General features: G+C 56.3%; 27 protein-coding genes. 13 read left to right on the top strand and 14 right to left on the bottom strand.

Annotated features, from left to right (window positions below; translation table 11 throughout):
* Window positions 1-45: 45 nt before the first annotated feature.
* Complete coding sequence (locus O1722_RS16825) at window positions 46-243, top strand: YbdD/YjiX family protein (RefSeq protein ID WP_006809671.1); 198 nt, start codon at window positions 46-48, stop codon at window positions 241-243.
* Here the strand turns inward: O1722_RS16825 and O1722_RS16820 are convergent.
* The 3 genes from O1722_RS16820 to O1722_RS16810 form a co-directional block, all read right to left on the bottom strand.
* On the bottom strand, window positions 240-644 hold the full coding sequence (locus O1722_RS16820; protein WP_033486423.1) for a helix-turn-helix domain-containing protein: 405 nt from the start codon (window positions 642-644) through the stop codon (window positions 240-242). The two genes, O1722_RS16825 and O1722_RS16820, sit on opposite strands and share 4 nt — an antisense overlap.
* The gene (locus tag O1722_RS16815) at window positions 619-921 is read right to left on the bottom strand and encodes a type II toxin-antitoxin system RelE family toxin (RefSeq protein WP_015571170.1); all 303 of its coding nucleotides are present in this window, start codon (window positions 919-921) and stop codon (window positions 619-621) included. Before O1722_RS16815 ends, O1722_RS16820 begins: the two co-directional genes overlap by 26 nt.
* 355 nt (window positions 922-1,276) lie before the next feature.
* Complete coding sequence (locus O1722_RS16810) at window positions 1,277-2,365, bottom strand: oxidoreductase (protein ID WP_033486422.1); 1,089 nt, start codon at window positions 2,363-2,365, stop codon at window positions 1,277-1,279.
* 159 nt (window positions 2,366-2,524) lie between these two features.
* Here O1722_RS16810 and O1722_RS16805 point away from each other — a divergent pair, with 159 nt between their 5' ends.
* The 4 genes from O1722_RS16805 to O1722_RS16790 all read left to right on the top strand — a co-directional run bounded on the left by O1722_RS16805 (window position 2,525) and on the right by O1722_RS16790 (window position 7,437).
* Complete coding sequence (locus O1722_RS16805; RefSeq protein WP_023296101.1) at window positions 2,525-4,027, top strand: sugar ABC transporter ATP-binding protein; 1,503 nt, start codon at window positions 2,525-2,527, stop codon at window positions 4,025-4,027.
* Window positions 4,024-5,019, top strand: coding sequence for an ABC transporter permease (locus O1722_RS16800; protein WP_032103096.1), 996 nt, complete (start codon window positions 4,024-4,026; stop codon window positions 5,017-5,019). Before O1722_RS16805 ends, O1722_RS16800 begins: the two co-directional genes overlap by 4 nt.
* 19 nt (window positions 5,020-5,038) lie before the next feature.
* Window positions 5,039-6,103 carry a sugar ABC transporter substrate-binding protein gene (locus tag O1722_RS16795; RefSeq protein WP_015571167.1) on the top strand — a complete coding sequence of 355 codons (1,065 nt, stop codon included), beginning with the start codon at window positions 5,039-5,041 and terminating at the stop codon, window positions 6,101-6,103.
* 92 nt (window positions 6,104-6,195) lie between these two features.
* Window positions 6,196-7,437 (top strand): LVIVD repeat-containing protein, encoded by a 1,242-nt coding sequence (locus O1722_RS16790; protein ID WP_017382503.1) that lies wholly within the window; start codon window positions 6,196-6,198, stop codon window positions 7,435-7,437.
* Between the two features lie 52 nt (window positions 7,438-7,489).
* Here the strand turns inward: O1722_RS16790 and mtnK are convergent, their stop codons facing one another.
* The gene (mtnK, locus tag O1722_RS16785) at window positions 7,490-8,689 is read right to left on the bottom strand and encodes an S-methyl-5-thioribose kinase (protein ID WP_017694331.1); all 1,200 of its coding nucleotides are present in this window, start codon (window positions 8,687-8,689) and stop codon (window positions 7,490-7,492) included.
* 102 nt (window positions 8,690-8,791) lie between these two features.
* Here mtnK and mtnA point away from each other — a divergent pair, with 102 nt between their 5' ends.
* Entirely contained in the window at window positions 8,792-9,820 is a 1,029-nt protein-coding gene (gene mtnA / locus O1722_RS16780) for an S-methyl-5-thioribose-1-phosphate isomerase (protein ID WP_033486420.1), read from the top strand.
* A 36-nt stretch (window positions 9,821-9,856) separates the two neighbouring features.
* On the opposite strand, the gene O1722_RS16775 is transcribed toward mtnA, so the two are convergent.
* Entirely contained in the window at window positions 9,857-10,123 is a 267-nt protein-coding gene (locus O1722_RS16775) for a helix-turn-helix domain-containing protein (RefSeq protein WP_032652939.1), read from the bottom strand.
* A gap of 106 nt (window positions 10,124-10,229) precedes the next feature.
* Between O1722_RS16775 and O1722_RS16770 the strand changes: the two genes are divergently transcribed.
* Window positions 10,230-10,454, top strand: a complete 225-nt coding sequence (locus O1722_RS16770; RefSeq protein ID WP_032652941.1) for a helix-turn-helix transcriptional regulator — start codon at window positions 10,230-10,232, stop codon at window positions 10,452-10,454.
* A gap of 85 nt (window positions 10,455-10,539) precedes the next feature.
* On the opposite strand, the gene O1722_RS16765 is transcribed toward O1722_RS16770, so the two are convergent.
* Genes O1722_RS16765 through O1722_RS16755 form a run of 3 tightly spaced genes read right to left on the bottom strand, consistent with a single transcriptional unit; the run spans window position 10,540 to window position 12,379 of the window.
* The gene (locus tag O1722_RS16765; RefSeq protein WP_023315605.1) at window positions 10,540-11,082 is read right to left on the bottom strand and encodes a 1,2-dihydroxy-3-keto-5-methylthiopentene dioxygenase; all 543 of its coding nucleotides are present in this window, start codon (window positions 11,080-11,082) and stop codon (window positions 10,540-10,542) included.
* The gene (gene mtnC / locus O1722_RS16760) at window positions 11,079-11,768 is read right to left on the bottom strand and encodes an acireductone synthase (RefSeq protein WP_032647663.1); all 690 of its coding nucleotides are present in this window, start codon (window positions 11,766-11,768) and stop codon (window positions 11,079-11,081) included. Before mtnC ends, O1722_RS16765 begins: the two co-directional genes overlap by 4 nt.
* Entirely contained in the window at window positions 11,765-12,379 is a 615-nt protein-coding gene (locus O1722_RS16755) for a methylthioribulose 1-phosphate dehydratase (RefSeq protein WP_033486419.1), read from the bottom strand. The genes mtnC and O1722_RS16755 overlap by 4 nt, the downstream gene beginning before the upstream one ends.
* 122 nt (window positions 12,380-12,501) lie before the next feature.
* On the opposite strand from O1722_RS16755, the gene O1722_RS16750 reads away from it, so the two are divergent.
* The gene (locus O1722_RS16750; protein ID WP_032652943.1) at window positions 12,502-13,662 is read left to right on the top strand and encodes a pyridoxal phosphate-dependent aminotransferase; all 1,161 of its coding nucleotides are present in this window, start codon (window positions 12,502-12,504) and stop codon (window positions 13,660-13,662) included.
* Here O1722_RS16750 and O1722_RS16745 read toward each other — a convergent pair whose 3' ends face one another.
* From O1722_RS16745 to citR, 3 genes are all read right to left on the bottom strand, one after another.
* Window positions 13,663-14,289, bottom strand: coding sequence for an IbrB-like domain-containing protein (locus O1722_RS16745; RefSeq protein ID WP_032671323.1), 627 nt, complete (start codon window positions 14,287-14,289; stop codon window positions 13,663-13,665). It abuts the gene before it with no gap.
* Entirely contained in the window at window positions 14,274-15,497 is a 1,224-nt protein-coding gene (locus tag O1722_RS16740) for a phosphoadenosine phosphosulfate reductase (RefSeq protein WP_033486418.1), read from the bottom strand. Before O1722_RS16740 ends, O1722_RS16745 begins: the two co-directional genes overlap by 16 nt.
* Before the next feature lie 127 nt (window positions 15,498-15,624).
* On the bottom strand, window positions 15,625-16,545 hold the full coding sequence (gene citR / locus O1722_RS16735) for a DNA-binding transcriptional repressor CitR (protein ID WP_032671321.1): 921 nt from the start codon (window positions 16,543-16,545) through the stop codon (window positions 15,625-15,627).
* 621 nt (window positions 16,546-17,166) lie between these two features.
* Between citR and ahpC the strand changes: the two genes are divergently transcribed.
* Window positions 17,167-17,730, top strand: coding sequence for an alkyl hydroperoxide reductase subunit C (gene ahpC / locus O1722_RS16730; protein ID WP_014882974.1), 564 nt, complete (start codon window positions 17,167-17,169; stop codon window positions 17,728-17,730).
* Window positions 17,731-17,918: 188 nt separating this feature from the next.
* Entirely contained in the window at window positions 17,919-19,484 is a 1,566-nt protein-coding gene (gene ahpF / locus O1722_RS16725; protein WP_017382489.1) for an alkyl hydroperoxide reductase subunit F, read from the top strand.
* Window positions 19,485-19,543: 59 nt separating this feature from the next.
* Here the strand turns inward: ahpF and uspG are convergent, their stop codons facing one another.
* Window positions 19,544-19,972, bottom strand: a complete 429-nt coding sequence (gene uspG, locus O1722_RS16720; RefSeq protein ID WP_006809652.1) for a universal stress protein UspG — start codon at window positions 19,970-19,972, stop codon at window positions 19,544-19,546.
* A 181-nt stretch (window positions 19,973-20,153) separates the two neighbouring features.
* Between uspG and O1722_RS16715 the strand changes: the two genes are divergently transcribed.
* Entirely contained in the window at window positions 20,154-21,392 is a 1,239-nt protein-coding gene (locus tag O1722_RS16715) for a zinc-dependent alcohol dehydrogenase (RefSeq protein ID WP_015571156.1), read from the top strand.
* Between the two features lie 10 nt (window positions 21,393-21,402).
* Here the strand turns inward: O1722_RS16715 and yldA are convergent, their stop codons facing one another.
* The gene (yldA, locus tag O1722_RS16710) at window positions 21,403-21,492 is read right to left on the bottom strand and encodes a small membrane protein YldA (RefSeq protein WP_015571155.1); all 90 of its coding nucleotides are present in this window, start codon (window positions 21,490-21,492) and stop codon (window positions 21,403-21,405) included.
* Between the two features lie 137 nt (window positions 21,493-21,629).
* On the bottom strand, window positions 21,630-22,040 hold the full coding sequence (rnk, locus tag O1722_RS16705) for a nucleoside diphosphate kinase regulator (RefSeq protein ID WP_006809650.1): 411 nt from the start codon (window positions 22,038-22,040) through the stop codon (window positions 21,630-21,632).
* A 262-nt stretch (window positions 22,041-22,302) separates the two neighbouring features.
* On the opposite strand from rnk, the gene O1722_RS16700 reads away from it, so the two are divergent.
* The gene (locus O1722_RS16700; RefSeq protein WP_003858756.1) at window positions 22,303-22,923 is read left to right on the top strand and encodes a flavin reductase family protein; all 621 of its coding nucleotides are present in this window, start codon (window positions 22,303-22,305) and stop codon (window positions 22,921-22,923) included.
* Window position 22,924: 1 nt separating this feature from the next.
* Entirely contained in the window at window positions 22,925-23,779 is an 855-nt protein-coding gene (locus O1722_RS16695; protein ID WP_026094381.1) for a helix-turn-helix domain-containing protein, read from the top strand.
* Window position 23,780: the final 1 nt, after the last annotated feature.

Below are 23,780 nucleotides of genomic sequence, written 5' to 3'. Positions count from 1 at the left end.
GCGGCTTCGCCTTACCCGGCCTACATTTCCTGTGAGATCAGAACTATGTTCGACACCCTTTCCAAAGCAGGTAAATACCTGGGCCAGGCCGCTAAAATGATGATTGGCGTGCCGGATTACGACAACTACGTCGAGCATATGCGCGTCAACCACCCGGACCAGACGCCCATGACCTACGAAGAATTTTTCCGCGACCGTCAGGACGCCCGCTACGGCGGCAAGGGCGGGGCGAAGTGCTGTTAACCCTCTTTTGGTATATAGAGGCTGATCTGCTCCTGTTTACAGCCGTAAATTGCCGCCAGCTTTTCGCGGGTGCGCTTTTGCGGTCGGGAGTCCAGCGCTTCAAGCTGTGACACGGCGGACTGGCTGATGCCAAGCTTCTCCGCCACCTCCTGCTGGGACATGCCGCGTAAAATGCGCCAGGCGGCCTGTAGGCTGACGTTCTCGTTATGCATGACGTCGCACACTTCCCCCGGTAAACCTACGTTATCGTAGATATCTGATTCATAAGGGATATCTTCCCAGTCGCTTTCATCCTCATCGTCATACTCAAGCGTGGCTAAACGCATGCGAAAATATTCACTATAAGGAATGACAACATACTGTTTTTTCCCTTCTTTATCCTTTATGAACTGAACAGTCATATTCCGTATGCTCCTCATGAAGGTAGGTGGTTGTTGTCCGGCGTTTAACCGCCACTACGTAGCAGATATCACCCGGCGGATCCCCGAAGGTGTAAATTACCCTGTAATCACCTAATCGCAGCCTGTAGTGGTTTTCGGGAGATGATAATTTCTTGATATCCGCGACAGGTGATGTTTTATCATCCATCTTCTCCAGCCTGAATTTAATGCGGTTCTGATATCGCGTATCGATTTTAGAAAATTGCTTCTCAGCGGTCTTTGACCAGACAATCTTCATCCGTACCTCCACTGTACGCCCACACAAAATATAAGGAAATAATAAGACTATTAGATAAATTCCGAATTTCTTATGGGTACTGTAGAGCGGAGAAAAACCGCGAGAAAGCGGCAAACCGCGAATCGTCGAGGCGGCTCGAACAGGCCTCTGCCGGGCGACAGAGGCATACAGTAAATTTGCGATCAGGCGTTCAGACCGCCGTCCACGTCCAGACCGGTGCCGGAAATTTGCCCCGCGGCCCCAGCCCACGACTGGCGCCAGTAACCAGCGCCTTTTTACCTGTTAAATCGATCTGCATGATGACCTCGTTGCAGGAGTGGAGAGAATCATCATTAGGTATAGCCCGTTGGCGCGATTAACGGCTGAAGGATTCCACCTTCGCAAACGCGGCGCGCAGCACCTCAGGCGTTAACGTCACCGGCAGATAGTGAATCGACTCCACCGGGCGCAGGGTGTGGGCAATGACCTTATCCAGCTCGTCGCGGTTGTGAATATCGACGTCCAGCTCGCGAAGCGTGGTCGGCAGATTGAAGCGCTGGTACGCCGCCACCAGCTGCGCCAGCACGTCGTCCTGACCGAGCAGGGCGCTCTGCACCAGAATGCCGTAGGCCACCTTGGTGCCGTGCAGGTATTTTTCCGTCTGCGGCAGCACGGTTAAGCCGTTGTGCACCGCGTGCGCCGCCGCCACGCGGGTATAGCGCTCACCCAGACCGCCGACCATTCCGCCTCCGGCAATAATCGCATCCACCACGTCCCGGAACGCCTGCGTCTGTTCGCCGCGCTGCTGATCCGCAAGCGCTTCTTCGCTGCGTTCCAGCAGCACGTCACGGATCGCCAGCGCACCGTTCAGGCCAAGACGCACGGTCAGCGGCAGACTCTCAGGTTGAGGGGCGAGCACCGCCGCTTCGTACCACTTCGCCAGCGTATCGCCGATGCCCGCCAGCAGGTATTCCGCCGGGGCGTTAAGGATGATCTGCGGCTCCACCAGCACCAGAAAGTTGGCGTCGTCAAAAATCTCAAACTGTAGCGCCTGACCGGCATCGTTGTACCAGACGGAGAGCGGGGTCCACGCCGCGCAGGTGGCGGCGATAGTGGGAATGCCTACGAACGGCACGCCCAGACGACGCGCCACGGCCTTGACGGTATCCATTACCGCACCGCCGCCCACGCCAATCACCACGCTGGTTTCACTACCCGACTCGTTCACCAGATGGGTGACGTCACGCTCGCTGCAATGGCCCTTAAACAGCAGATGTTTTGCCCCCGTCGCGTTAAAACTCTGCGGCAGATAAGGGCGTGCGCCCTCGATTGCCCGCTCGCCGTAGATCCACACCGCGCGGGAAAGCTGTTCCGGAGTAAAGAAATCATCCAGGTGGGCAAGGCTTCCCGGATGAGAGAAGTAGTTCGCCGGGCCGGGCACGACGCGGATATCGGTGTTGCTCATGAAGTTGTCCTTTTTTAGCAAGCGCTAACCCGATGTTATGTCTGGACATCCGGATGGCTAATAATATTTTGCTTTAACTTATGCCTTTTACGTCGTTGTCAGTCAACAAGAGCTGTGAAAAATTCGCTAAATCAGAAGAGTAATGAAGGATTTACGCGGATGGTTTCCAGTCGCCTTGAGATGCGCGGTATCAGCCTGGCCTTTTCCGGCTTTCAGGCCCTGTCGCGCGTGGATTTCACCCTGAACGGCGGGTCGGTGCATGCGCTGACCGGCGCCAACGGCGCGGGGAAATCGACGCTGATGGCGGTGCTGTGCGGGACGCACGATCGTTATGAAGGCGAAATCTGCATTAACAACCAGCCGGTAAGTATCCGCGAGCCGCTGGACGCCAAACGGCTGGGTATCCATCTTGTGCAGCAGGAGGTGGATGTGGCGCTCATCCCCGGGTTAAGCATTGCCGAAAACATCATGCTCGACCAGTTGGCGCATCCGGGGCACCGCTACAGCTGGCGCGCGGTTCGTCAGCAGGCGCGGCAGGCGCTGGCGCAGCTGGATGTTTCGCTCGACGTACGCCGCTCCATCGACAGTTGCACGCTGGCTGAAAAACAGCAGATTTTGCTGGCGCGGGCGCTCTCGCACCACTGCCGTTTTCTCATCCTTGATGAGCCCACCGCGCCGCTGGACGCGCACGAGAGTGAGCGTCTGTTTGCGGTAGTAAGACGTCTGCAACAGCAGGGTATCGGCGTGGTGTTTATCTCTCACCGCATTCACGAGCTGAAGGCCATCTGCGACACCCTGACGGTGCTGCGCGACGGCAGGCTGATTGAGTCCGGCCCGATGGCGGATCTGAGCGGCGAAGCGATTGTTGAGAAGATGCTCGGCCACGAGCTGAGCGATATCTATCCGCCCCCGCGCCCGCCGCACGGTGAGGAGACGCTGCTGCGGGTGGAAGGGCTGCACGACGATGCGCTGCTGAAAGATATCTCCCTGCACCTGCGCAAAGGTGAAATCCTCGGCATTGCCGGGCTGGCGGGGGCGGGGAAAACGGAACTCTGCAAGGCGCTGTTTGGCGCCAGCAAAAGCCGCGTAGCGCGCGGCGAGCTGAACCATCAGGCCTGGAAACCGCGCGATCCGGCAGACTCGGTACTGCGCGGTCTGGCGCTGGTGCCGGAGGAGCGGCGCAAAGAGGGCATTTTTATCGACGAGCCGGTGAGCATGAACCTTGCCGTGTGTGCCGATAACAGCTTCTCGCGCTGGAGCCTGTTTGGTCATCGTCAGGCGTGGCGCTGGGCAGAAGAGGTGATCGCCCGCGTCGGTGTGCGCACGCGCGGGCCGGGGCAGGTGCTGCGTCGGCTTTCCGGCGGTAACCAGCAGAAGGTCGCCATCGGCAAATGGCTGCGGAATGACGCCAGCGTGCTGATATTCGACGAGCCGACCAAAGGCGTGGACGTGAAGGCCAAAACCGATCTGTTTCAGCTGATCGACGGCCTGGCGCGCGAGGGCAAAGGTGTCATTTACGCCTCGGGCGAGTTCGCCGAGCTGGTCGGGCTGTGCGACCGCATCTGCGTGCTGTGGGACGGACGCATCGTGGCGGAAATCGCCGGAGCCGAGGCCCGGGAAGAGACACTACTTTATTATTCAACCGGAGGAACGGCGTCGTGAGCAAGGCCCTTTCAGTGAACGCGGCGGCGTCTGGCCGTCAGCAGATTTTCGATTTTCTCTACAGGTGGGGCATGCTGTTGACCGTCGTCGCGCTGGTGGCGGTGTTTGGCCTGGCGTCGGACAGCTTCCTCGATCCGAACAACATCATCAACATTCTGCGCTCGATTGCCATCGTGACGGTGATTGCCATCGGCGTCTCGATTTCGCTGACCGTCGGCGGGTTCGATCTCTCGGTGGGGTCAACCGCGTCGCTGGCGAACGCGCTGGTGATTTCGCTTTTCGTCTGGCACGGCTTCGGCACCACCGAGTCGATTCTGCTGACCCTTGCGCTCTGCACGCTGGTCGGTCTGTTTAACGCCTTTCTGATCGTCATCCTGCGCATTCCGGACATGCTCGCGACCCTTGCCAGCCTGTTTGTCATCCAGGGCGTGGCGATGACCTACAGCTACGGCGGGTCGATTACCGAGAACATGGTGCTGCCGAGCGGCGACATGGCGGAAGGGACCATTCCGGCGGCGTTCAGCCTGCTGGGGCAGGTGCCGACCATTGTGATCGTCATGCTGGTGGTGACGATTCTGGCGCAGCTTGGCCTGTCGCTGACCACCCACGGACGCCGGATGTACGCCATTGGCGGCAACCCGGAAGCCGCGCGTCTCTCCGGTATTCGTACCACGCGCTACAAGGTGGCGGCCTACGTGATCGCCTCGCTGCTGGCGGGACTGGGCGGAATTTTGCTGGCTTCGCGTATCGGTTCATCGCAGGTGAATGCGGGGGGCGGCTACCTGATGGATGCGGTGGCGGCGGCGTGGATCGGGTTCTCGCTGGCCGGGTCCGGCAAGCCGAACGCGCTGGGCACGCTGGTGGGGGCGGTGATCCTCGGCGTGCTGTCGAACGGGCTGGTGATGCTCTCCGTGCCGTATTACGCCATGGACATTATAAAAGGGCTGGTGCTCGCGATGGCACTGGCGATTACTTACATACAAAAACGCTGACAACACAACGGGATAATAAATGAAAAAGATTGCGCTCTCTTTGGTAGCTCTTGGATTACTCACTTCTTTGCCGGGCCTGGCGGCTACCCCCGCGCCGGTTCCGGCCGCCATTGCCAGCCATGACGGCCCCATTCGCATTGCGGTGATCCGCAACCTGGGCTCGGACGACAACACCACGCAGTTTGTTGCCGGGGCGATTCAGGAAGGGAAAAAGCTCGGCTTTAAGGTCAGCACGTTTTTAAGTAACGGGGACGACGCCAGATTCCAGGATTTCGTGAACCAGGCCATCAGCCAGAAATACGACGGGATTATTCTCTCTCAGGGGCGCGATCCGTACTCCACCGCGCTGGTAAAGAAGGCGGTGGATGCCGGGATTAAAGTTTCGGTGTTTGATACCGCCGTGAACGGCGAGATCCCGGGCGTAACCGTTACCCAGCAGGACGATGCCTCCCTGACCAACCTCTCTTTTGGTCAACTGGCGAAAGATTTCAACGGCAAGGCCAATATCGTCAAGCTGTGGGTCGCGGGCTTCCCGCCGATGGAGCGCCGTCAGGCGGCGTATAAAGAACTGCAAAAGCAGTATCCGGAGATTAAAGAGCTGGAGTCCATCGGCGCGGTCTCCTCTGACGTGCAGGGCGACACCGCCAACAAGGTGGGGGCGATCCTCGCGAAATACCCGAAAGGTAAAATCGACGCCATCTGGGGGACCTGGGATGCCTTCAGTCAGGGCGCGTATAAGGCGCTGAAAGAGAACGGCCGCACCGAGATCAAGCTCTACAGCATCGACATCTCCAACCAGGATCTCCAGCTGATGCGCGAGCCGGGTAGCCCGTGGAAGGTGAGCGTGGCGGTAGATCCGAAGCTGATTGGCGCGACCAACGTACGCCTGATCGCCAATAAGATTGCCGGAGAAGCGACGCCTGCTACCTACGATTTCAAGGCGGCGGCTATTCCGCAGGCGCTGCTGACCGCCCAGCCGGGCGCGGTGAACGTGGCGTCTCTGGGGAAAATCATTCCAGGCTGGGGCCAGACGGAAGATTTTATCGCGCCGTGGTTTGCGACGCTTGCCGCTAAAAACAAGTAAACCAAGCCGGGTGGCGGCTGCGCCTTACCCGGCCTACATTTCGCACCCGTAGGCCCGGTAAGCGTAGCGCCACCGGGCGTAAGGAGCATAAGGTGTCTCAATTACCCCCTCCCGAATACAGCCGCAATATGCGGCTGATTGGCCATAGCGACCAGGGCGGTCGTCCGGACGGTGTACAGCTGATGGTGCACCGTGGTTTCGCCTATATCGGTCATATGGTGTCGCAGGGCTTTTCCATTGTCGACGTGCGCGATCCGAAAAAACCAAAAGCCGCAGGTTACGTGCCCGCGCCGCCGGGTACCTGGAACGTACACCTCCAGGCGCACGACGATTTGCTGCTGGTGATTAACGCCCGGGATCTGTTTGCCGATGCGCGTTTTGCCGATGAGAAGGTCTACTACACCCGCCAGGTGGGGGAGACCGTCAGCGACGTGCAGGATAAAGGCTGGAGCGCCGGGCTTCGCGTCTTTGATATCTCCACGCCGGACAGGCCGCGCGAAATCGGCTTTCTGTCGCTGAGTGGCATCGGCATTCACCGCATCTGGTACGTCGGCGGCCGCTGGGCCTACGTTTCAGCGCTGATCGACGGCTTTACCGATTACATCTTTCTGACCATCGATCTTGCGGACCCGCGTAAGCCTGAAGTCGCGGGGCGCTGGTGGCTGCCCGGGATGAACCAGGCCGAAGGTGAGAAGCCGGGCTGGCCGGAAGGCAAACGCTACGCGCTGCACCATGCGATTATTGCCGGCGACACCGCGTATGGCAGTTGGCGTGACGGCGGCCTGACGCTGCTGGACGTGAAGGACCGCACCCGGCCTAAGCTCATTAGCCACCGTAACTGGAGCCCGCCGTTTGGCGGTGGGACGCACACCGCGCTGCCGCTGCCGGATCGCGACCTGCTGGTGGTACTGGACGAGGCGGTGCTGGATAACCAGCAGGACGGCGAAAAGCTGATCTGGCTGTTTGATATCCGCGAGCCGTCGAATCCGGTAAGTATTGCCACCTTCCCGCAGCCGGATGAAACCGACTACGTGGCGAAAGGGGCGCATTTCGGCCCGCACAACCTGCACGAAAACCGGCCGGGGAGCTTCGTCAGCTCAACGCTAATTTTTGCGACGTATCAGAACGCGGGCGTGCGGGCGTACGATATTTCGAACCCGTATCGACCGGTGGAAACGGGGGCGCTGGTGCCCGCCGCGCCGGAGAGAATGATGGACACGCGGCCGAATCGCCCGCAGGTGATCCAGTCGTGCGACGTGTTTGTGGATGCGCAGGGGATTATTTACAGCACGGATTATAACGGCGGGATGTCGGTGATTGAGTATCTGGGGTGAGTGCGGTTTGATGCCCTCACCCCGGCCCTCTCCCACAGGGAGAGGGAGAAAATCAGCTGTACTGCCGCACTCGCGCCACCAGCTCTTCCGCGCTGTCGATGCGGTCGGCAATGACAATCAGCGCTTTACCGAGGGATATTGCATGGCGGAGGCATTCGTGGCGCATGGCTTCATCCTGGATGGTATCGATATCCGCCACGTGTGAAAGCCCGACGCTGCGGCGAATCAGCTCGGTGCCGCAGAACCCGATGGCGTCATGCCAGACCTTTTTCAGGAACGCGGAGGCATAGCCCGGCGCGCTGAGTGCGGCGTCGCGGGCTTTCTCGTTTGCCAGCGCCTGGAAGCGCTCCGCGAAGGTGTTCCACAGTTCCTGAATATCGGTCAGGCGCTGCTCGCGCGCGGCGGCGGCATCGCGAATGCCGAGGTGCCCAGGCAGGCCGCAGAAGTTCAGCAGCAGGTTGCCGATGGCGGTGCCAACGTCAAAGCCAATCGGCCCAAAATAGCCGAACTCAGCGTCGATGGCCTTCAGGCTGCCGTCGGCCACAAAAATCGAACCGCTGTGAATGTCTCCGTGCAGCAGGGCTTCGGCGTGCGAGAAAAAGCGGTGCTTGAGGGAGGCCACGGCGATTTTAAGCTGGGCGTCGTCGCGCAGGGCGGCAACATCGTTTTCCAGCTCGGCCGGGTAGCTGTTGCGCGCGTGGATCTGGTACGGATCGTTAAAGAACAGATCTTCGGTGATCTCGCACATCTCCGGGTTGATGAATTTCGCTACCTGCGCTTTTTTATCGTGCGGATGCAGATAAAAATCGCTGGTGTGAAACAGGGTGTGAGCCAGATATTCCCCCAGCTGACGCGCCGCCTGGGGGTAGTAAATGTTGTTAATCAGCTCGCCGCGCCAGATGCGATGGCTGGAGAGATCTTCCATCACCATCACCGCCAGTTCCGGGTCAAAGTGGTGGATTTTCACCGTGTGCTGCGGGCTGTGCTGGTAATGCTCGACCAGGGTTTGCGCTTCAAGACGGGCACGATCCAGCGTCAGCGGCCAGGATTCGCCGACGCAGCGTACATAGGGCAGCGCCTGCTTAACGACGATGCGGCTCACGCCCGCGCGGTCGAAAATTTTAAAGACCAGGTTGAGGTTGCCGTCGCCGATTTCCTGCGCCTCTACCAGCGATGAAGGATCGTCAAGTCCGCCAAACTGCCTGGCATACTCCACGGCGTCCTGAGCGGTAAAGGTACGGTATTGCGACATGGCCTGCTCCTCAGTTTTGCTAATTAAGACATGTAGACGTCTATACATCTGGATTTCATCCTGACACAATGTGCTACAACAACGCAACAGGGAATTAACGACATGCAGACATTACAGACGACCAGCCTGCGGGTGGCGGATAATCAGCTCTTTATTCTCGACCAGCAGGCGCTTCCACAGGAGAAACGCTGGCTGGATGCCTCGACGGTCGAGGCGCTGGTCGGGCACATACACGCCCTGCGGGTGCGCGGCGCGCCGCTGATTGGTCTCTCTGCAAGCCTGTTGCTGGCGCTGCTAGCGGAAAGCGGCAAAAGCCGCGACGAGCTGGCGGTGGCGCTGGAAACCCTGCGCGCCTCCCGCCCGACGGCGGTGAACCTGATGAACAATCTCGACCGCATGAAGCTGGCGCTGTGGCAGGAAGATTATGTTCCGGCGCTGGTGGCTGAAGCGCTGCGGCTGATTGACGAAGACAAACGGCTCTGTGACGCTATTGCCAGTGCGGGCAGCGCGCTGGTGAAGCGCGGCAGCCGTATGCTGACCCACTGCAACACCGGCGGGCTGGCGACGGCGGGCGTCGGTACCGCGCTGGGGGTGATTGCTCGCGCGCATCAGGAAGGCAAGGTAAGCAACGTCTGGGTGGATGAAACCCGTCCGCTATTGCAGGGCGGCAGGCTGACCGCGTGGGAACTCGGCGAGCTGGGCGTACCGTATCAGCTGATTACCGACTCCATGGCCGCCAGCCTGATGGCAAAAGGGCAGGTGGACGCCGTGTGGGTGGGAGCAGACCGCATTGCCGCCAACGGCGACGTGGCGAACAAAATCGGCACCTATTCCCTGGCGGTGCTGGCGAAGTTTCACGGCATTCCGTTCTACGTCGCTGCCCCGCAAACGACCCTCGACCCGGACTGCCCGAACGGTGACGCAATCCCGATTGAGCAGCGCGCGGCCAGTGAAGTGACGGGCGTGGCGGGGAGCTTTGGCGTGGTGCAGTGGGCGCCGGAAAACGCGCAAGTCTACAACCCGGCGTTTGACGTCACCCCCGCCTCGCTGATTAGCGGCTGGGTGCTGGATACAGGCGTGGTCACGCCGGACGAGGTAGCGAAAGGGAAATTCGTGAGCAGCATGAACTGATGGGCTTCCCCGAAGGGGGGGAAAACGCTGTTCATGTCAAAGACACGTTTTTTTCCTGGTCGCTCTCATCTGACGGAATATGCGTTCACCATTTTTACCAAAATATCTTTCCGGCCATATCACATCCGGTGGAATGTTCAACGCCTGAGCGATAATCAATTCGCCCTTTGGCCACGGGCGCGAGAGTGTGTTTGCTAATGTGGATGAAGAAAGGCCGGCCTTGCGTGACAACGCTGCCAGGCTTGTTCCTTGTTTCTTTAATGCCGCAACAATATCGGCAGGATGCCAGTTTTGACGTTGCATTCTTTACTCCTTACAGGTTTGCGTTACGCACTCAATTAACCTGTTTTGGGATAAAAAGGCAATAGGGGGATATTCGATTTCAGGATATTTGTATGGAATCGGAACAATGGCCTCAGTTTATTCAGAAGAATACCAGCTTGTTATCAATGCGTTGAAGAAAGCTCGTAAAGAGAAGGGGATTACTCAGGCCCAGCTTGCGGAGGCTTTGGGGAAACCCCAATCGTTTATCGCTAAAGTGGAAAGTGGTGAACGCAGGTTAGACGTAGTGGAGTTTGTGCATCTGGCGAGGCTGGTTGGCGCTGATGTGCAGAGGATTATCGCCAGTATTTGATTAATGTCTGAATATGGAACTGACCACCAGAGCCGTATGTTCCCCCTCACCCCAGCCCTCTCCCACAAGGGAGAGGGAGAAAAGATCATGCCAGGCGTGGATACGCATCCGCAATCGCATCCCCGGTAAACTGTGCGACCCAACCCTCCGGGTTATCGAAAATACGAATCGCCGTAAAGTTCGGCTCTGAGCCCATATCAAACCAGTGCGGCGTGCCCGCGGGAACGGAAATCAGGTCGTTTTTCTCGCACAGCACCTGATACACCTCATCGCCGATGTGCAGGCAGAACAATCCCGCCCCTTCCACGAAAAAGCGCACTTCGTCTTCACCGTGAGTGTGTTCGTTCAGAAACTTCGCGCGCAGCGCCTCTTTCTGCGGATTGTCGGCGCGCAGGCTGATCACATCCCAGCTCTGGTAACCTTTCTCTGCCACCAGCTTGTCGATCGCATGCTGATAGGCCGCGATCACGGCTTCTGGTGCGGGATCGTGTCCTAAATCGCGATCCGCAGCCCAGCGTTCAAACCGCACGCCTTTGGCGTTCAGCTGTTGGGCAATCTCGGCGGCGTCGGTGCTGTGCCACTGGTGCTGACTGGCGTCTTTATCGGAATAAATGGTCAATGCGCTCATGAAGGGATCTGCTCCGGATTAATCTCGTCAAACTGGTGGATCTGATGATGATGGCTTGCGCCGTCATCTTCACCGCGAATCAGTTGCAGGGTACGAAAACCCGCCTGCTCAGCCGCGTCCAGCTCCTGATGAATATCCGACAGAAACAGGATCTGCGACGGGGCAATGCCCGTTTGCGCCGCAATATTTTGATAAGACTGCACCTCGCGCTTGGCGCCAATGTGGGTATCAAAATAGCCGCTGAACAGATGAGTAATATCACCTTCGTCGCTGTAGCCAAATAACAGTTTCTGCGCGGTGACGGAGCCAGAGGAATAAACATAGAGATCAATCCCTTGCGCCTTCCATTTTTCCAGCGCGGGCAGTACGTCAGGATAGAGGTGTCCGGTAAAGTCACCGTTGACGTAACCGTCCTGCCAGATGATGCCTTGCAGGGCTTTGAGCGCCGTCGATTTGCGGTCTTCATCCATAAAGGTAAACAGTACGTTGATGAGATCGCTGACGCTGGCATGCGGAGCGCTGATTTCATCGCGCAGGTTGTCCAGAATCGATTTGACCGGCTCGGCGTACTGCTGCGCGGTCACAAAGGCCGCCAGCCGCTCACGCGCGTAGGGGAACAAAACATCATGGACAAAACGGATATCGCTGGTGGTCCCTTCAATATCCGTCACAATCGCGCGAATCATACTCTCTCCCATTGTCGTAAACGCATTTCGCATTCAAATAAGAATTCTAACCCTTCCAGATGACGGCGGGCTTCGGCCACGTCGCGTCCCCAGCAGGTTAAGCCATGACCGCGCAGAAGAAAACCATAATTAAGCGGGCGTTCCTGCGCGTAATGGGCGATGCGCGAGGCGAGGGCGTCGATGTCCTGGTCGTTATCAAACACCGGGATGGCCACCGTATCCTGGTGCGTGGTCTGCCCGGTAAGGGATTTTTGCATCTCGAAACCGGTGATCTTCAGCTCGGCCTCGTTGACCAGACGCGACAGCACCGTGGCATTGACAGTGTGAACGTGCAGGACGGCGTTAGCCTCGGGAAACAGGCGATAGATGAGGGTATGCAGCCCGGTCTCTGCCGACGGTTTACGGCCAGACGGCGCACGGTTGGTGGCGATTTCAACCTGTAGAAAATCGGCGGTGGTCAGGCTGCCTTTATCTTTTCCGGATTCGCTCAGCCAGCACAGGTGTTCATCCTGACGCACGGACATATTGCCGCCGGTAGCGGGCGCCCAGCCTTTAGCGCCAATCCAGCGGCAGGCCTCGACCAGGTGTGTGAGTTGCTGGTTGTCTGTCATTTCCTTTTACCCTCTCGGTCAGGAATATTTATATCGTTTAGACGTCTAAGCGTCTTGATTGCCAAAGACTAACATCGTGTTATAGTGTCAGCAACATAAGTATTACAGGCAGGCACACTACAATGAGCAATAACCCGTTGATCCCGCAGAGTAAACTTCCAAATCTCGGCACGACGATTTTTACCCAGATGAGCGCCCTGGCGCAGCAGCACAACGCCATTAACCTCTCACAAGGTTTTCCGGATTTTGACGGGCCGAAATATTTGCAGGAGCGTCTGGCGTACCACGTGGCGCAGGGAGCCAACCAGTACGCGCCGATGACCGGCGTGCAGGCGTTGCGTGAAGCCATTGCGGATAAAACGGCTGAGCTGTATGGCTATAAACCTGATGCGAACAGCGAGATCACGGTAACCGCAGGGGCGACCGAAGCGCTGTATGCGGCGATAACCGCCCTGGTGCGTACGGGCGATGAGGTGATTTGTTTTGACCCGAGCTACGATAGCTACGCCCCGGCGATTGAACTGGCTGGCGGCGTAGTGAAACGCGTGGCGCTCCAGCCGCCGCATTTTCGTCCGGACTGGCAGGCGTTTGCCGCGCTGCTGAGCGATAAAACCCGGCTGGTGATCCTGAATACGCCGCACAACCCATCGGCGACGGTGTGGCAGAAGAGCGATTTTGCCGCCCTGTGGCAGGCCATCGCCGAACGTGAAATCTATGTTCTGAGCGACGAGGTGTATGAGCATATCTGCTTCGCCGAAGAGGGGCATGCCAGCGTGCTGGCGCATCCGCAGCTTCGTGAGCGTGCAATCGCGGTATCGTCATTTGGCAAAACCTACCATATGACCGGCTGGAAGGTCGGGTACTGCGTGGCGCCCGCCGCCATCAGCGCTGAGCTGCGTAAAGTGCATCAGTATCTGACGTTTGCGGTGAACACACCCGCTCAGCTGGCGCTGGCGGATATGCTGCGCAGCGAACCCGGACACTACCGTGAGCTACCGGATTTCTACCGTGCGCGTCGGGATCGGTTTGTGGCTGCGTTGAGCAAAAGCCGTCTGGAGATTTTACCCTGTGAAGGGACCTATTTCCTGCTGGCCGACTACAGCGCGATTTCCGATCTGGACGACGTGAGTTTCTGCCAGTGGCTGACGAAAGAGGTGGGCGTGGCGGCCATTCCGCTGTCGGTGTTCTGCGCCGATCCCTTCCCGCATAAGCTGATCCGACTTTGCTTTGCGAAGCAGGAATCGACGCTGCTGGCAGCGGCAGCGCGGTTAAACGCGCTCTGACTATTTCACCGTCCAGGCTTCAGAAAAACGACGGTCTGCGAAGAGTTCGAGCAGACCGTTGATTTGTTTGAGGCGCAGCACTTCGTCGCTATCCATCCCAAGCTCCTTGCCTATCTTCTCGTCGTCCCAGCCGAGCTGAACCAGTTCACGAACAATCTCTGACATGGCATTGATTTGATGCCGCCCACGAGCCCGATTGTGGCGAATGGTGGCCGCCATTCGGTTATGTTTGTCCTGTCGCTCCTGGCGCAGGCAAGTGACGGGTAAGTACCCTTTGAGCTGGCGCTTCAAAACCGCCCGGGTTGTGCCAATTTCATGGCGGTGAAAACCGTCCACGATTTCATACTGCTGCTGTTCGCTTTCGGTCACAACGATAGGCTGGGTGAATCCATCAAGTTCCAGTGACTTGCTGAGTAATCGTTTTTCCGGTGGGGCAACGTTATTGGGGTTGTAATCGTTGGCGGTAATCGCGTCCTGCTTAACCCAGAGCACACAGTCTATAGGTTGCTCACGAAAAGGGCTGTTTTTATGTATTGCCTGACGGAAGGCGTTAATGGCATTGATTCGATCCTCTTCGGTAAGTGATTGAAGGTAGATGTCAATTTCGGTGATTATTCGCTGTCGCATAAAATGCCCCACTCCTTGCGTTTTGCCTTCACTCTGTCGCTGTAGCGCTGATAGTGTTTTGGTTTATTTGGGCTAAATGACAGGGCCCTGCACCAGTAATCGTTATTAAGTAAAACCTTACAGATACGTCGCCAGGAGGGGATGTCCTTGGCGCCAATGTCGCCCTCCTGCGTATCGGGAATATCGTTCATGCCTCGCTTTTGATACCAGTGGAGATAAACCGCAATTTTATTGCGGTAATGCTCCGCCGTATTTTGCGGCATGCTGTCGAGTAGCAGCATGGCGTATTCGCGCCAGCCAAGATGGTCTGGTTTCAGGATCTTCCGGTGGCCATAAAAATGGTTATCGTGCCCGGCATAAATACCGCCGCTGCGCACCCCGCAGGCACGCTCACACATCGCCGCCCAGCGTTCGGGTTCAATGACATGATAGAGCCACAAGCCCTGACGCTGTTCCGGGCCAAACGGTTCGCAGATGCGCATATAACGTGGCGGCACCCCCGCCTTGTACATCAGGTCGTATAAGGGGTTATAGCAACATTTTGATTTCGCGAACCACGTCCAGATGTCGGCGGTTTTCCAGTCGTACAGAGGGTAGATATACCAGGAGTGACCACCCGGTGCGACGGTCGTCCAGGGTTTATCGTCAGAAAAGCGCTGCTTACGTGCCGACGCGATCGCCAGAAAACGGTTGTAGGATTCATCGGCGCGGATCCCCACTATGACGGCGGCAGGACGTTTTTGCGCATACCATTCGGCAAACTCTCGCACGAAGACTTCAAACGTCATTCCCTGCTGATAAAAATCGAAATAGTGATAATCGGTAATGGCATCTTCCGGTGGCTGGCGAACCCAGTTTGTCCCGGGTTCCCAGCACTGCCATTCAGGTTGAAACTGTGACAGTGCGTTCTGGGTCGTGAGCGGAAGCGCTACCCACCAGAACTGATGGATAACATCACGATACAGCGTTCTCATCGTGTCAACATGCTGAATGGTTGAGGAGAATTGCGCTTCCCAGTCCAGAAAGATGACATCTATTTTTCGCTTTAATTGCCGTGCTTGCTGGGCAACGAGATGCAGCATCACGGTAGAATCTTTTCCACCGGAAAAGGAAACGCATACCCTGGAGAAATTGTTTAGCGTCCAGTCTATGCGTTCCGCTGAAGCGTCTGAAACATTTTTCTGTAAAGGGATTTTATAGATCGACATAGTTAATCGCATCCTGCGTGTTAAATGTCTGGAAGAAATTAAGACGATATTATGAAATCATTTTTCATTATTTTCACGGAATCATTTTTTTTAGTTTGCAGCTTTTATATTCACCATGTAAATGATTTTACGCAGACGGAGCGGAAAGACAGAGTTTATGCATTTTCTCAATAAACGTTGAAAAAACGCTGCTGTTCAGAGAAGAACGGCTGTAAAGCATATAGACATGTATTTCGGGCAATTCAAAAGGGGCGGCGATTCGTTTTAATTTTAACGTCTCTTTATAGGCTTCATAGATTGATATGGGTATAAAGCCTAACAGATCAGATGAACTGACCATGGAGATAAGCGAGCTGATGGAGTCCGTGCGAAAAGCAATATTTCTTTCCGGGAAAACGTCATTGGCGCGATTCTGGAACTCTTTAACGCCCGGGTGAGCGCTCTGGTAAAAGGTGAATTTCTCCCGGTATAACGCCTCGAGACTGACCGTATCGGTGAGTCTTGGATGGTTTTCCCGGCAGATTAACGTTATTGGCACCGTGGTAAAGTGAACACAAACCACAGAGCGATTTTTTACCGGGGCAATTGTGAAAATCAGGTCGGCTTTACGGTAGGCGAGCAGGTCCTCTGCGGATTCCGGAGAGATAAGCATATCGCGTTGTTCTATCTCGTAATTTTCCTCGGATATTAATAGTTTCATCGGTTCGAGCATATAGCCAGGCGACACCATTTGGGAGCAATAGATAACGAACTTTTTCTTGATGTCCGAGTGATGCATCATGTTGATCGTCTGTTCAATTTGGTTGAGATTCTGTTCAAGATGATGATGGAGGTTGGTGCCCACCGTGGTCGGCGTAATTCCCTTACCTGAACGGATGAACAGGGGGTCATTGAGCTGGCCACGCAGGCGTTGCAGCGACTGGCTCACGGCGGATGGCGTGATATAAAGTGTCTCGGCAGCCTTACTGATACTGAGATGTTGGTAAATGCATTCGAAGATGACTAACAGATTGAGATCGAATTTTTTTAGGTCGTAGAGGTTGGCCATGTTTCGTCCTGAGTGTGCTGTGTTTGCTGTCGTTATCACATCATGGAGTACGACAGAGGAAAGTTACCTTTTTCAATCCGTGTGGGTAACTTGCTTAATTCAAAATTTAAGTGATCTTAATATATCATGGCTTTGGATTATTGAAACACAACTTCAAGGTTTATTAAGATAATTTTATCTTTGAAGTGTGATTGAATTATTTGAATAACAACTGGCATTTATATATAGCGCGAAATTTATAATGAAATTAAATTTATAACGTTTCAGAAGCCTGTTCGGTTCAGCCTATCACAACCATAGGCAGGACTATCCCTCTTATCCATTGCTCAATGCGCGCGCGGGTGCTGTAATCAAACCGCTGTTACGGCCTTGATACAAGGTATGTAGAGCGCAACGCAACGCCAGCTTCGGCTGGCACTGAATGTACCTGCGGGGAATTCAGGTATCAGGGCCGCCCGTTGAGGCGGCCTTTTTACTTTCAGGTTTTCCTTTAAAAGGTTCACCTTGCTGTCTTGTTGCTGTTGTAAGGTTTGGCTGATTGATTTGATAAAGCATACGCATTAGCCCCGATGAACAAAGTTGGTTACCTTACATCTCAACGAAAACACGGAGGAAGTACAGATGTCCTTGATTAACACCAAAATTAAACCTTTCAAAAACCAGGCGTTCAAAAACGGTGAGTTCATCGAAGTAACTGAGAAAGATACCGAAGGCCGCTGGAGCGTGTTCTTCTTCTATCCGGCTGACTTCACCTTCGTTTGCCCGACCGAACTGGGCGACGTGGCAGACCACTACGAAGAACTGCAAAAGCTGGGCGTAGACGTTTACTCTGTTTCTACCGATACCCACTTCACCCACAAAGCGTGGCACAGCAGCTCTGAAACTATCGCGAAAATCAAATACGCGATGATCGGCGACCCGACTGGCGCCCTGACCCGTAACTTCGACAACATGCGTGAAGATGAAGGCCTGGCAGACCGCGCGACCTTCGTTGTTGACCCGCAGGGCATTATCCAGGCTATCGAAGTTACCGCTGAAGGTATCGGCCGTGATGCATCTGACCTGCTGCGCAAAGTGAAAGCGGCTCAGTACGTTGCTTCTCACCCAGGCGAAGTGTGCCCGGCGAAATGGAAAGAAGGCGAAGCGACGCTGGCTCCATCTCTGGACCTGGTCGGCAAGATCTAAGTCTGTAAAGCCTGGCGGCGCTACGCTTGCACAGGCCTACAGTATCGTAGGCCGGGTAAACGAAGTGCCACCCGGCAATCAATGGGCGCTCCCCGCGCCCATTTCATTCCAGCACCATGATGCAAGTTGCATTCAGGCAGCCCGTATAAGGCGGCTTGCATGATGACGTTTTAAGAGAGGGAAGAATAATGCTCGACGCTAACATGAAAACCCAGCTCAAGGCCTACCTTGAGAAACTGACCAAACCTGTTGAGCTGATTGCCACGCTGGACGACAGCGCGAAATCGGCAGAAATCAAAGCGCTGCTGACAGAGATTGCTGAGCTGTCGCCGAAAGTGACCTTCAAAGAAGACAACACGCTGGCAGTACGTAAGCCTTCTTTCCTGATCGCCAACCCAGGGTCTGACCAGGGGCCGCGTTTCGCGGGCTCTCCGCTGGGGCACGAATTTACGTCCCTGGTGCTGGCGCTGCTGTGGACCGGTGGTCATCCGTCAAAAGAAGCGCAGGCGCTGCTGGAGCAGATACGCGATATCGACGGTGATTTTGAGTTTGAAACCTATTACTCACTCTCCTGCCATAACTGTCCGGACGTGGTGCAGGCGCTGAACCTGATGTCAGTCCTCAACCCACGCATTAAGCACACGGCGATTGACGGCGGTACGTTCCAGAACGAAATCACCGAGCGCAACGTGATGGGCGTTCCGGCGGTTTACCTGAATGGTCAGGAGTTCGGCCAGGGGCGTATGACCTTGACCGAAATCGTCGCCAAAGTGGATACCGGCGCAGAAAAACGTGCGGCGGAAGAGTTGAACCAACGCGATGCGTACGACGTACTGATTGTTGGCTCCGGCCCGGCGGGCGCAGCGGCGGCGGTGTACTCCGCACGTAAAGGGATCCGTACCGGTCTGATGGGCGAGCGTTTCGGTGGTCAGGTTCTGGATACCGTTGACATTGAAAACTACATTTCCGTGCCGAAAACCGAAGGCCAGAAGCTGGCCGGGGCGTTGAAAGCGCACGTCAGCGACTACGACGTGGATGTCATTGACAGCCAGAGCGCCAGCAAACTGGTTCCGGCCGCGGTCGAGGGTGGTTTGCACCAGATTGAAACGGCGTCCGGCGCGGTGCTGAAGGCGCGCAGCGTGATCATTGCCACCGGCGCGAAATGGCGCAACATGAACGTCCCGGGCGAAGATCAGTATCGCACCAAAGGCGTGACCTATTGCCCGCACTGTGACGGCCCGCTGTTCAAAGGTAAACGCGTAGCGGTGATCGGCGGCGGTAACTCCGGTGTGGAAGCGGCTATCGATCTGGCGGGAATTGTTGAACACGTTACCCTGCTGGAATTCGCCCCGGAGATGAAAGCGGACCAGGTGTTGCAGGATAAGGTGCGTAGCCTGAATAACGTCGATATTGTGCTCAATGCCCAGACGACAGAAGTGAAAGGCGACGGCAGCAAAGTGACCGGTCTGGAATACCGTGACCGCGTGAGTGGCGATATCCACAGCGTGGCGCTGGCAGGGATCTTTGTTCAGATTGGCCTGCTGCCAAACACCACCTGGCTGGAAGGCGCGATTGAGCGCAACCGCATGGGCGAGATCATCATTGATGCGAAATGCGAAACCAGCGTGAAGGGCGTATTTGCGGCGGGCGACTGCACCACCGTGCCGTACAAACAGATCATCATCGCCACTGGCGAAGGTGCGAAAGCGTCGCTGAGCTCGTTTGATTATCTGATCCGCACCAAAACCGCATAATAAAAGAAAGCAAGACGACACCTGCAATGCCGGAGGCCACCAAAAGGTGGCCTCTTTTTTTATCTCACGACCATCACCGGAATGTGGGTGTGGCGGATCACGCTGGAGGCGTTCGACCCCAGCAGGTGAGTGGTGATGGAAGGGTTACGTGAACCAATCACTACCACGTCGGCATTTAATTCCCCCGCCAGCTCATTAACGGCGTCGCGCACGCTACCGAACCGGACGTGGGTTTTGATGCGGGAAGGATCGATGCTGAAGTGCCCGACCATGGTTTGCAGGCGTGTCTCGGCTTCATGCTGTAAATGCTCTTCAAAACGACGCACATCAGCAGCGAAACGATGCAGGCTCAGGCTGGCAGAGCCCGGTAAAACATGCAGAAGATGAATAACTCCGTCCTGCTGCGCGAGAAATTCCGCGTGACGTACAGCCTTATCACTCAGTTCCATTTCGAAAACATCAACCGGCATAATGATTGTTTGATACATAACCGTTTCTCCTTGTTTATAAACGCTGAAATCATTCAACCACAAAATATAAAAGGTTTCTGTAATCCCGACAGCACTTTTTTATCTCGCCAGGATAAATCTCAAAACAGCCGGATTCCGGGGCAGATCCCGAGAGGTAGCTACCCTTTTATAAGCTTACCCACACCCTTTCGGAGGTTGCATGAAAGCTCTCACCTATCACGGTCCACATCATGTTCGGGTCGATAATGTCCCCGATCCGGGCATCGAACAGCCTGACGATATCATCCTGCGCGTAACGGCCACGGCGATCTGTGGTTCTGATTTGCATCTTTATCGCGGAAAAATTCCCAAGGTCCAGCACGGCGATATCTTTGGTCATGAATTTATGGGCGAGGTGGTGGAGTGCGGGAGCGAAGTGAAAAACGTGCAGAAAGGTGACCGGGTGGTGATCCCGTTTGTGATTGCCTGCGGTGACTGCTTCTTTTGCCAGATGCAACAGTACGCGGCCTGCGAAAACACGAACCGCGGGCAGGGCGCGGCGCTGAACAAAAAGCAAATTCCCGCCCCTGCCGCGCTGTTTGGCTACAGCCATCTTTACGGCGGCGTGCCGGGCGGACAGGCGGAGTATGTGCGCGTCCCGAAAGGCAACGTGGGGCCGTTTAAAGTGCCCCAGCTGCTGTCTGACGACAAAGCGCTTTTCCTGTCAGATATTCTGCCTACCGCCTGGCAGGCGGCAAAAAATGCGCAGATCCAGAAAGGCTCCAGCGTCGCCGTATTCGGGGCCGGGCCGGTGGGGTTACTGACCATTGCCTGCGCGCGGCTTCTCGGCGCAGAGCAGATTTTCGTGGTTGACCATCATCCCTATCGACTGCGGTTTGCCCAGGAGCGCTACGGCGCGATCCCGATTAACTTTGATGACGATAACGACGCGGCGGAGAAAATCATTGAGCAAACGGCCGGACAGCGCGGAGTGGATGCGGTGATTGATGCCGTCGGGTTTGAGGCCAAAGGCAGCACCACGGAAACGATCCTCAGTAACCTGAAAATTGAAGGCAGCAGCGGCAAAGCCCTGCGCCAGTGCATTGCTGCGGTGCGACGCGGCGGCGTGGTCAGCGTGCCGGGCGTGTACGCCGGTTTTATTCACGGCTTCCTGTTTGGCGATGCCTTCGATAAAGGGCTGAGCTTTAAGATGGGGCAGACCCACGTCCATGCCTGGCTGGGAGAGCTGCTGCCGCTCATCGAAAAAGGGCTGCTTACCCCAGAAGATATTGTGACCCACTATCTTCCGCTGGCTGATGCGGAACGCGCCTATAAGATCTTCGAAAAACGGGAGGAGGAGTGCCGCAAGGTGATCCTGGTGCCTGGCGCAGACACCCCGGAGGCTGCTCAGCAGAAAGTGAAGGGACTGGTGAATGCCTTCCCCGGCGGCGTTGTGTGAGGTTCCTCACTCACCAGTGGCGCTCAAGATACAGCACCGCCACGACGAGGATCGCCAGGATGATGAGAAAAACCAGTGTGATAACAAGTATCTCACCCATGACCGTCCCCACGGCACTACAACAGACTAAGCGTGGATTAAGCGGTTTTTGTCCGGTATAGCACAATAGGGTGAATTTGCGGAAAGAGGATGCGGGTGCATCCTCTGTGCAAAGCGGGGTCGCTTGTTCAGAAGGGATTAACGCAGGTAATCGCCAGCGGCTTCGGGCTGGTAGAGCAGCTCAAGCACTTCCAGGTGAGCTGAGGCACCGCCCGGGAGTTCCCAGTGGATGGTATCGCCCGTGCGCAGTCCAAGCAGCGCCGCGCCCACGGGTGCCAGCACCGACAGTTGCGTGCTGCTGTCGGTCATCTGCGCCGGATAGACCAGCGTACGGGTGAGCTCCTCTCCGGTGGTCAGGTTGCGGAACTTCACCTGGCTGTTCATGGTGACCACATCATGCGGCATGGTTTCAGGCGTACACATCTGCGCCCGGTCGAGCTCTTCGTTCAGCGCATCGGCTACCGGCAGCGAGGCGAATTCTGGTTTCTCCAACAGTCGGTCAATACGTTCTGCGTCGAGTTCATTGATGATAATCGTAGGTCTGGACATTTTTACTCCATGTCGTTAATGCTGCGTGTAACGCAGAAACCAATCCAAAAGAAAACCCTCGCCGTCTGGCAGCGAGGGTTTAACTTATCTGATGATACTGTCTGAAACCGTAAGTTTGAAGTGATGAAGGTCACAATCATGCGCCATATGAATTTTTGGCAATAAACCCGGCGTCCCGATTCACGCTGAACGGAAATTTCGTTACGCTGGAAAGACTGAACCCGGGCAATGCGCGTTGCAGCCCCAGCGTAGAGAGAGCGATATGTACTTTTACCAACCGTCTCAGGGGCACGGCCTGCCGCACGACCCGCTGAACGCCATTATCGGTCCACGTCCGATTGGCTGGATCTCATCCTGTGATAAGGCCGGTCAACTGAACCTTGCCCCGTACAGCTTCTTTAACTGCTTTAACTATCGCCCACCGATCATTGGTTTTTCCAGCAACGGCTGGAAGGATAGCGTGCGGAATATTACCGAAACGGGGGAGTTTGTCTGGAACCTCGCAACGCGCGATCTCGCCGAGGCGATGAATGAAACCTCCGCCACGCTCCCTCATGGCGAGGATGAATTTACCTTTGCCGGCCTGACGCCCGTTGCCAGCCAGCTTGTGAGCTCGCCGCGCGTGGCGGAAAGCCCGGTGAATTTCGAGTGTCGATTGTCACAGTGCATTCAGCTTACCGGCGCGGATGGGACACCGATTGATACCTGGCTGGTGCTCGGCGAAGTCGTGGGCGTCCATATCGCCGAGAGTTTGCTGGAAGAGGGGATTTACCAGACCGCGAAAGCGCAGCCCATTCTGCGTGCGGGTGGACCTACAGCCTACTACGCCATCAGTGACAGCCATCGCTTCGACCTGGTACGCCCGGATGCGCGCAGGGGGTGATATGCGCGCAACCCTGTTGCCCGCCGATCAGCAGTTTTTTGCCGATCTGTTGAGCGGCCTGGTGCTCAACCCACAGCAGCTGGGGCGAGTCTGGTTTGCTCAACGTGGCGCGTCTGACGCTGTCGGAAGCGTGAGCCGCGACTGGCCACGGCTTGATGTCGTTCTTCGCGGGGAATATGGCAACAGACTGGTTACCGGGCAGCAGACCCTCTGCCAGGGGGAAATGCTGTTTCTTCCCGCCCAGGCCGCCAGCGTCCCGGTGTTTGAACGACCGGTCATGCTGCTGAGCATTCTTTTTGCGCCGTCGTGGCTGGGGCTGGTGTTTCATGATACCCGTCACGGGCGCTCCGTGCCTGCGCAGCGACACGTTGAGCTTCCTCACCCTGAACGAGGCGAATGTGCTGCGATGCTGATGGCCCTGACGCACCTGAGCGCTTCCCCGCAGGATCAGGCCATTATTCAACCGCTGGTGCTGAGCCTGCTGCACTGGTGCCGGAAAGTGGTGTCGTCGCTGCCTGAACCGGGACTGTCGCGCGGGGATTTCCTCTATCAGAGCATTTGTAACTGGGTGCAGGAAAACTATGCTGAATCCCTGTCGCGGGACAGCGTCGCCGCGCTTTTTAATATTTCGGCTAATCATCTGTCACGCCTGTTCTCCCAACAGGGGACGATGAGTTTTGTGGATTACGTTCGTTGGGTGCGTATGGCGAAGGCGAGAACCATCCTGCAAAAATACCACCTGCCGGTGGGGGAAGTGGCGAAGCGCTGCGGCTATGCCGATAGCGACTATTTTAGCCGTCTGTTCCGGCGCCAGTTTGGCCTGACGCCGGGGGAGTATCGCGCACGCTTTCAGTGAC

Source organism: Enterobacter cloacae complex sp. HYC003_NIDB (assembly GCF_056673375.1).
The sequence above is the reverse complement of the archived record's forward strand: the minus strand, read 5'-3'. Positions and strand labels throughout refer to the sequence as shown.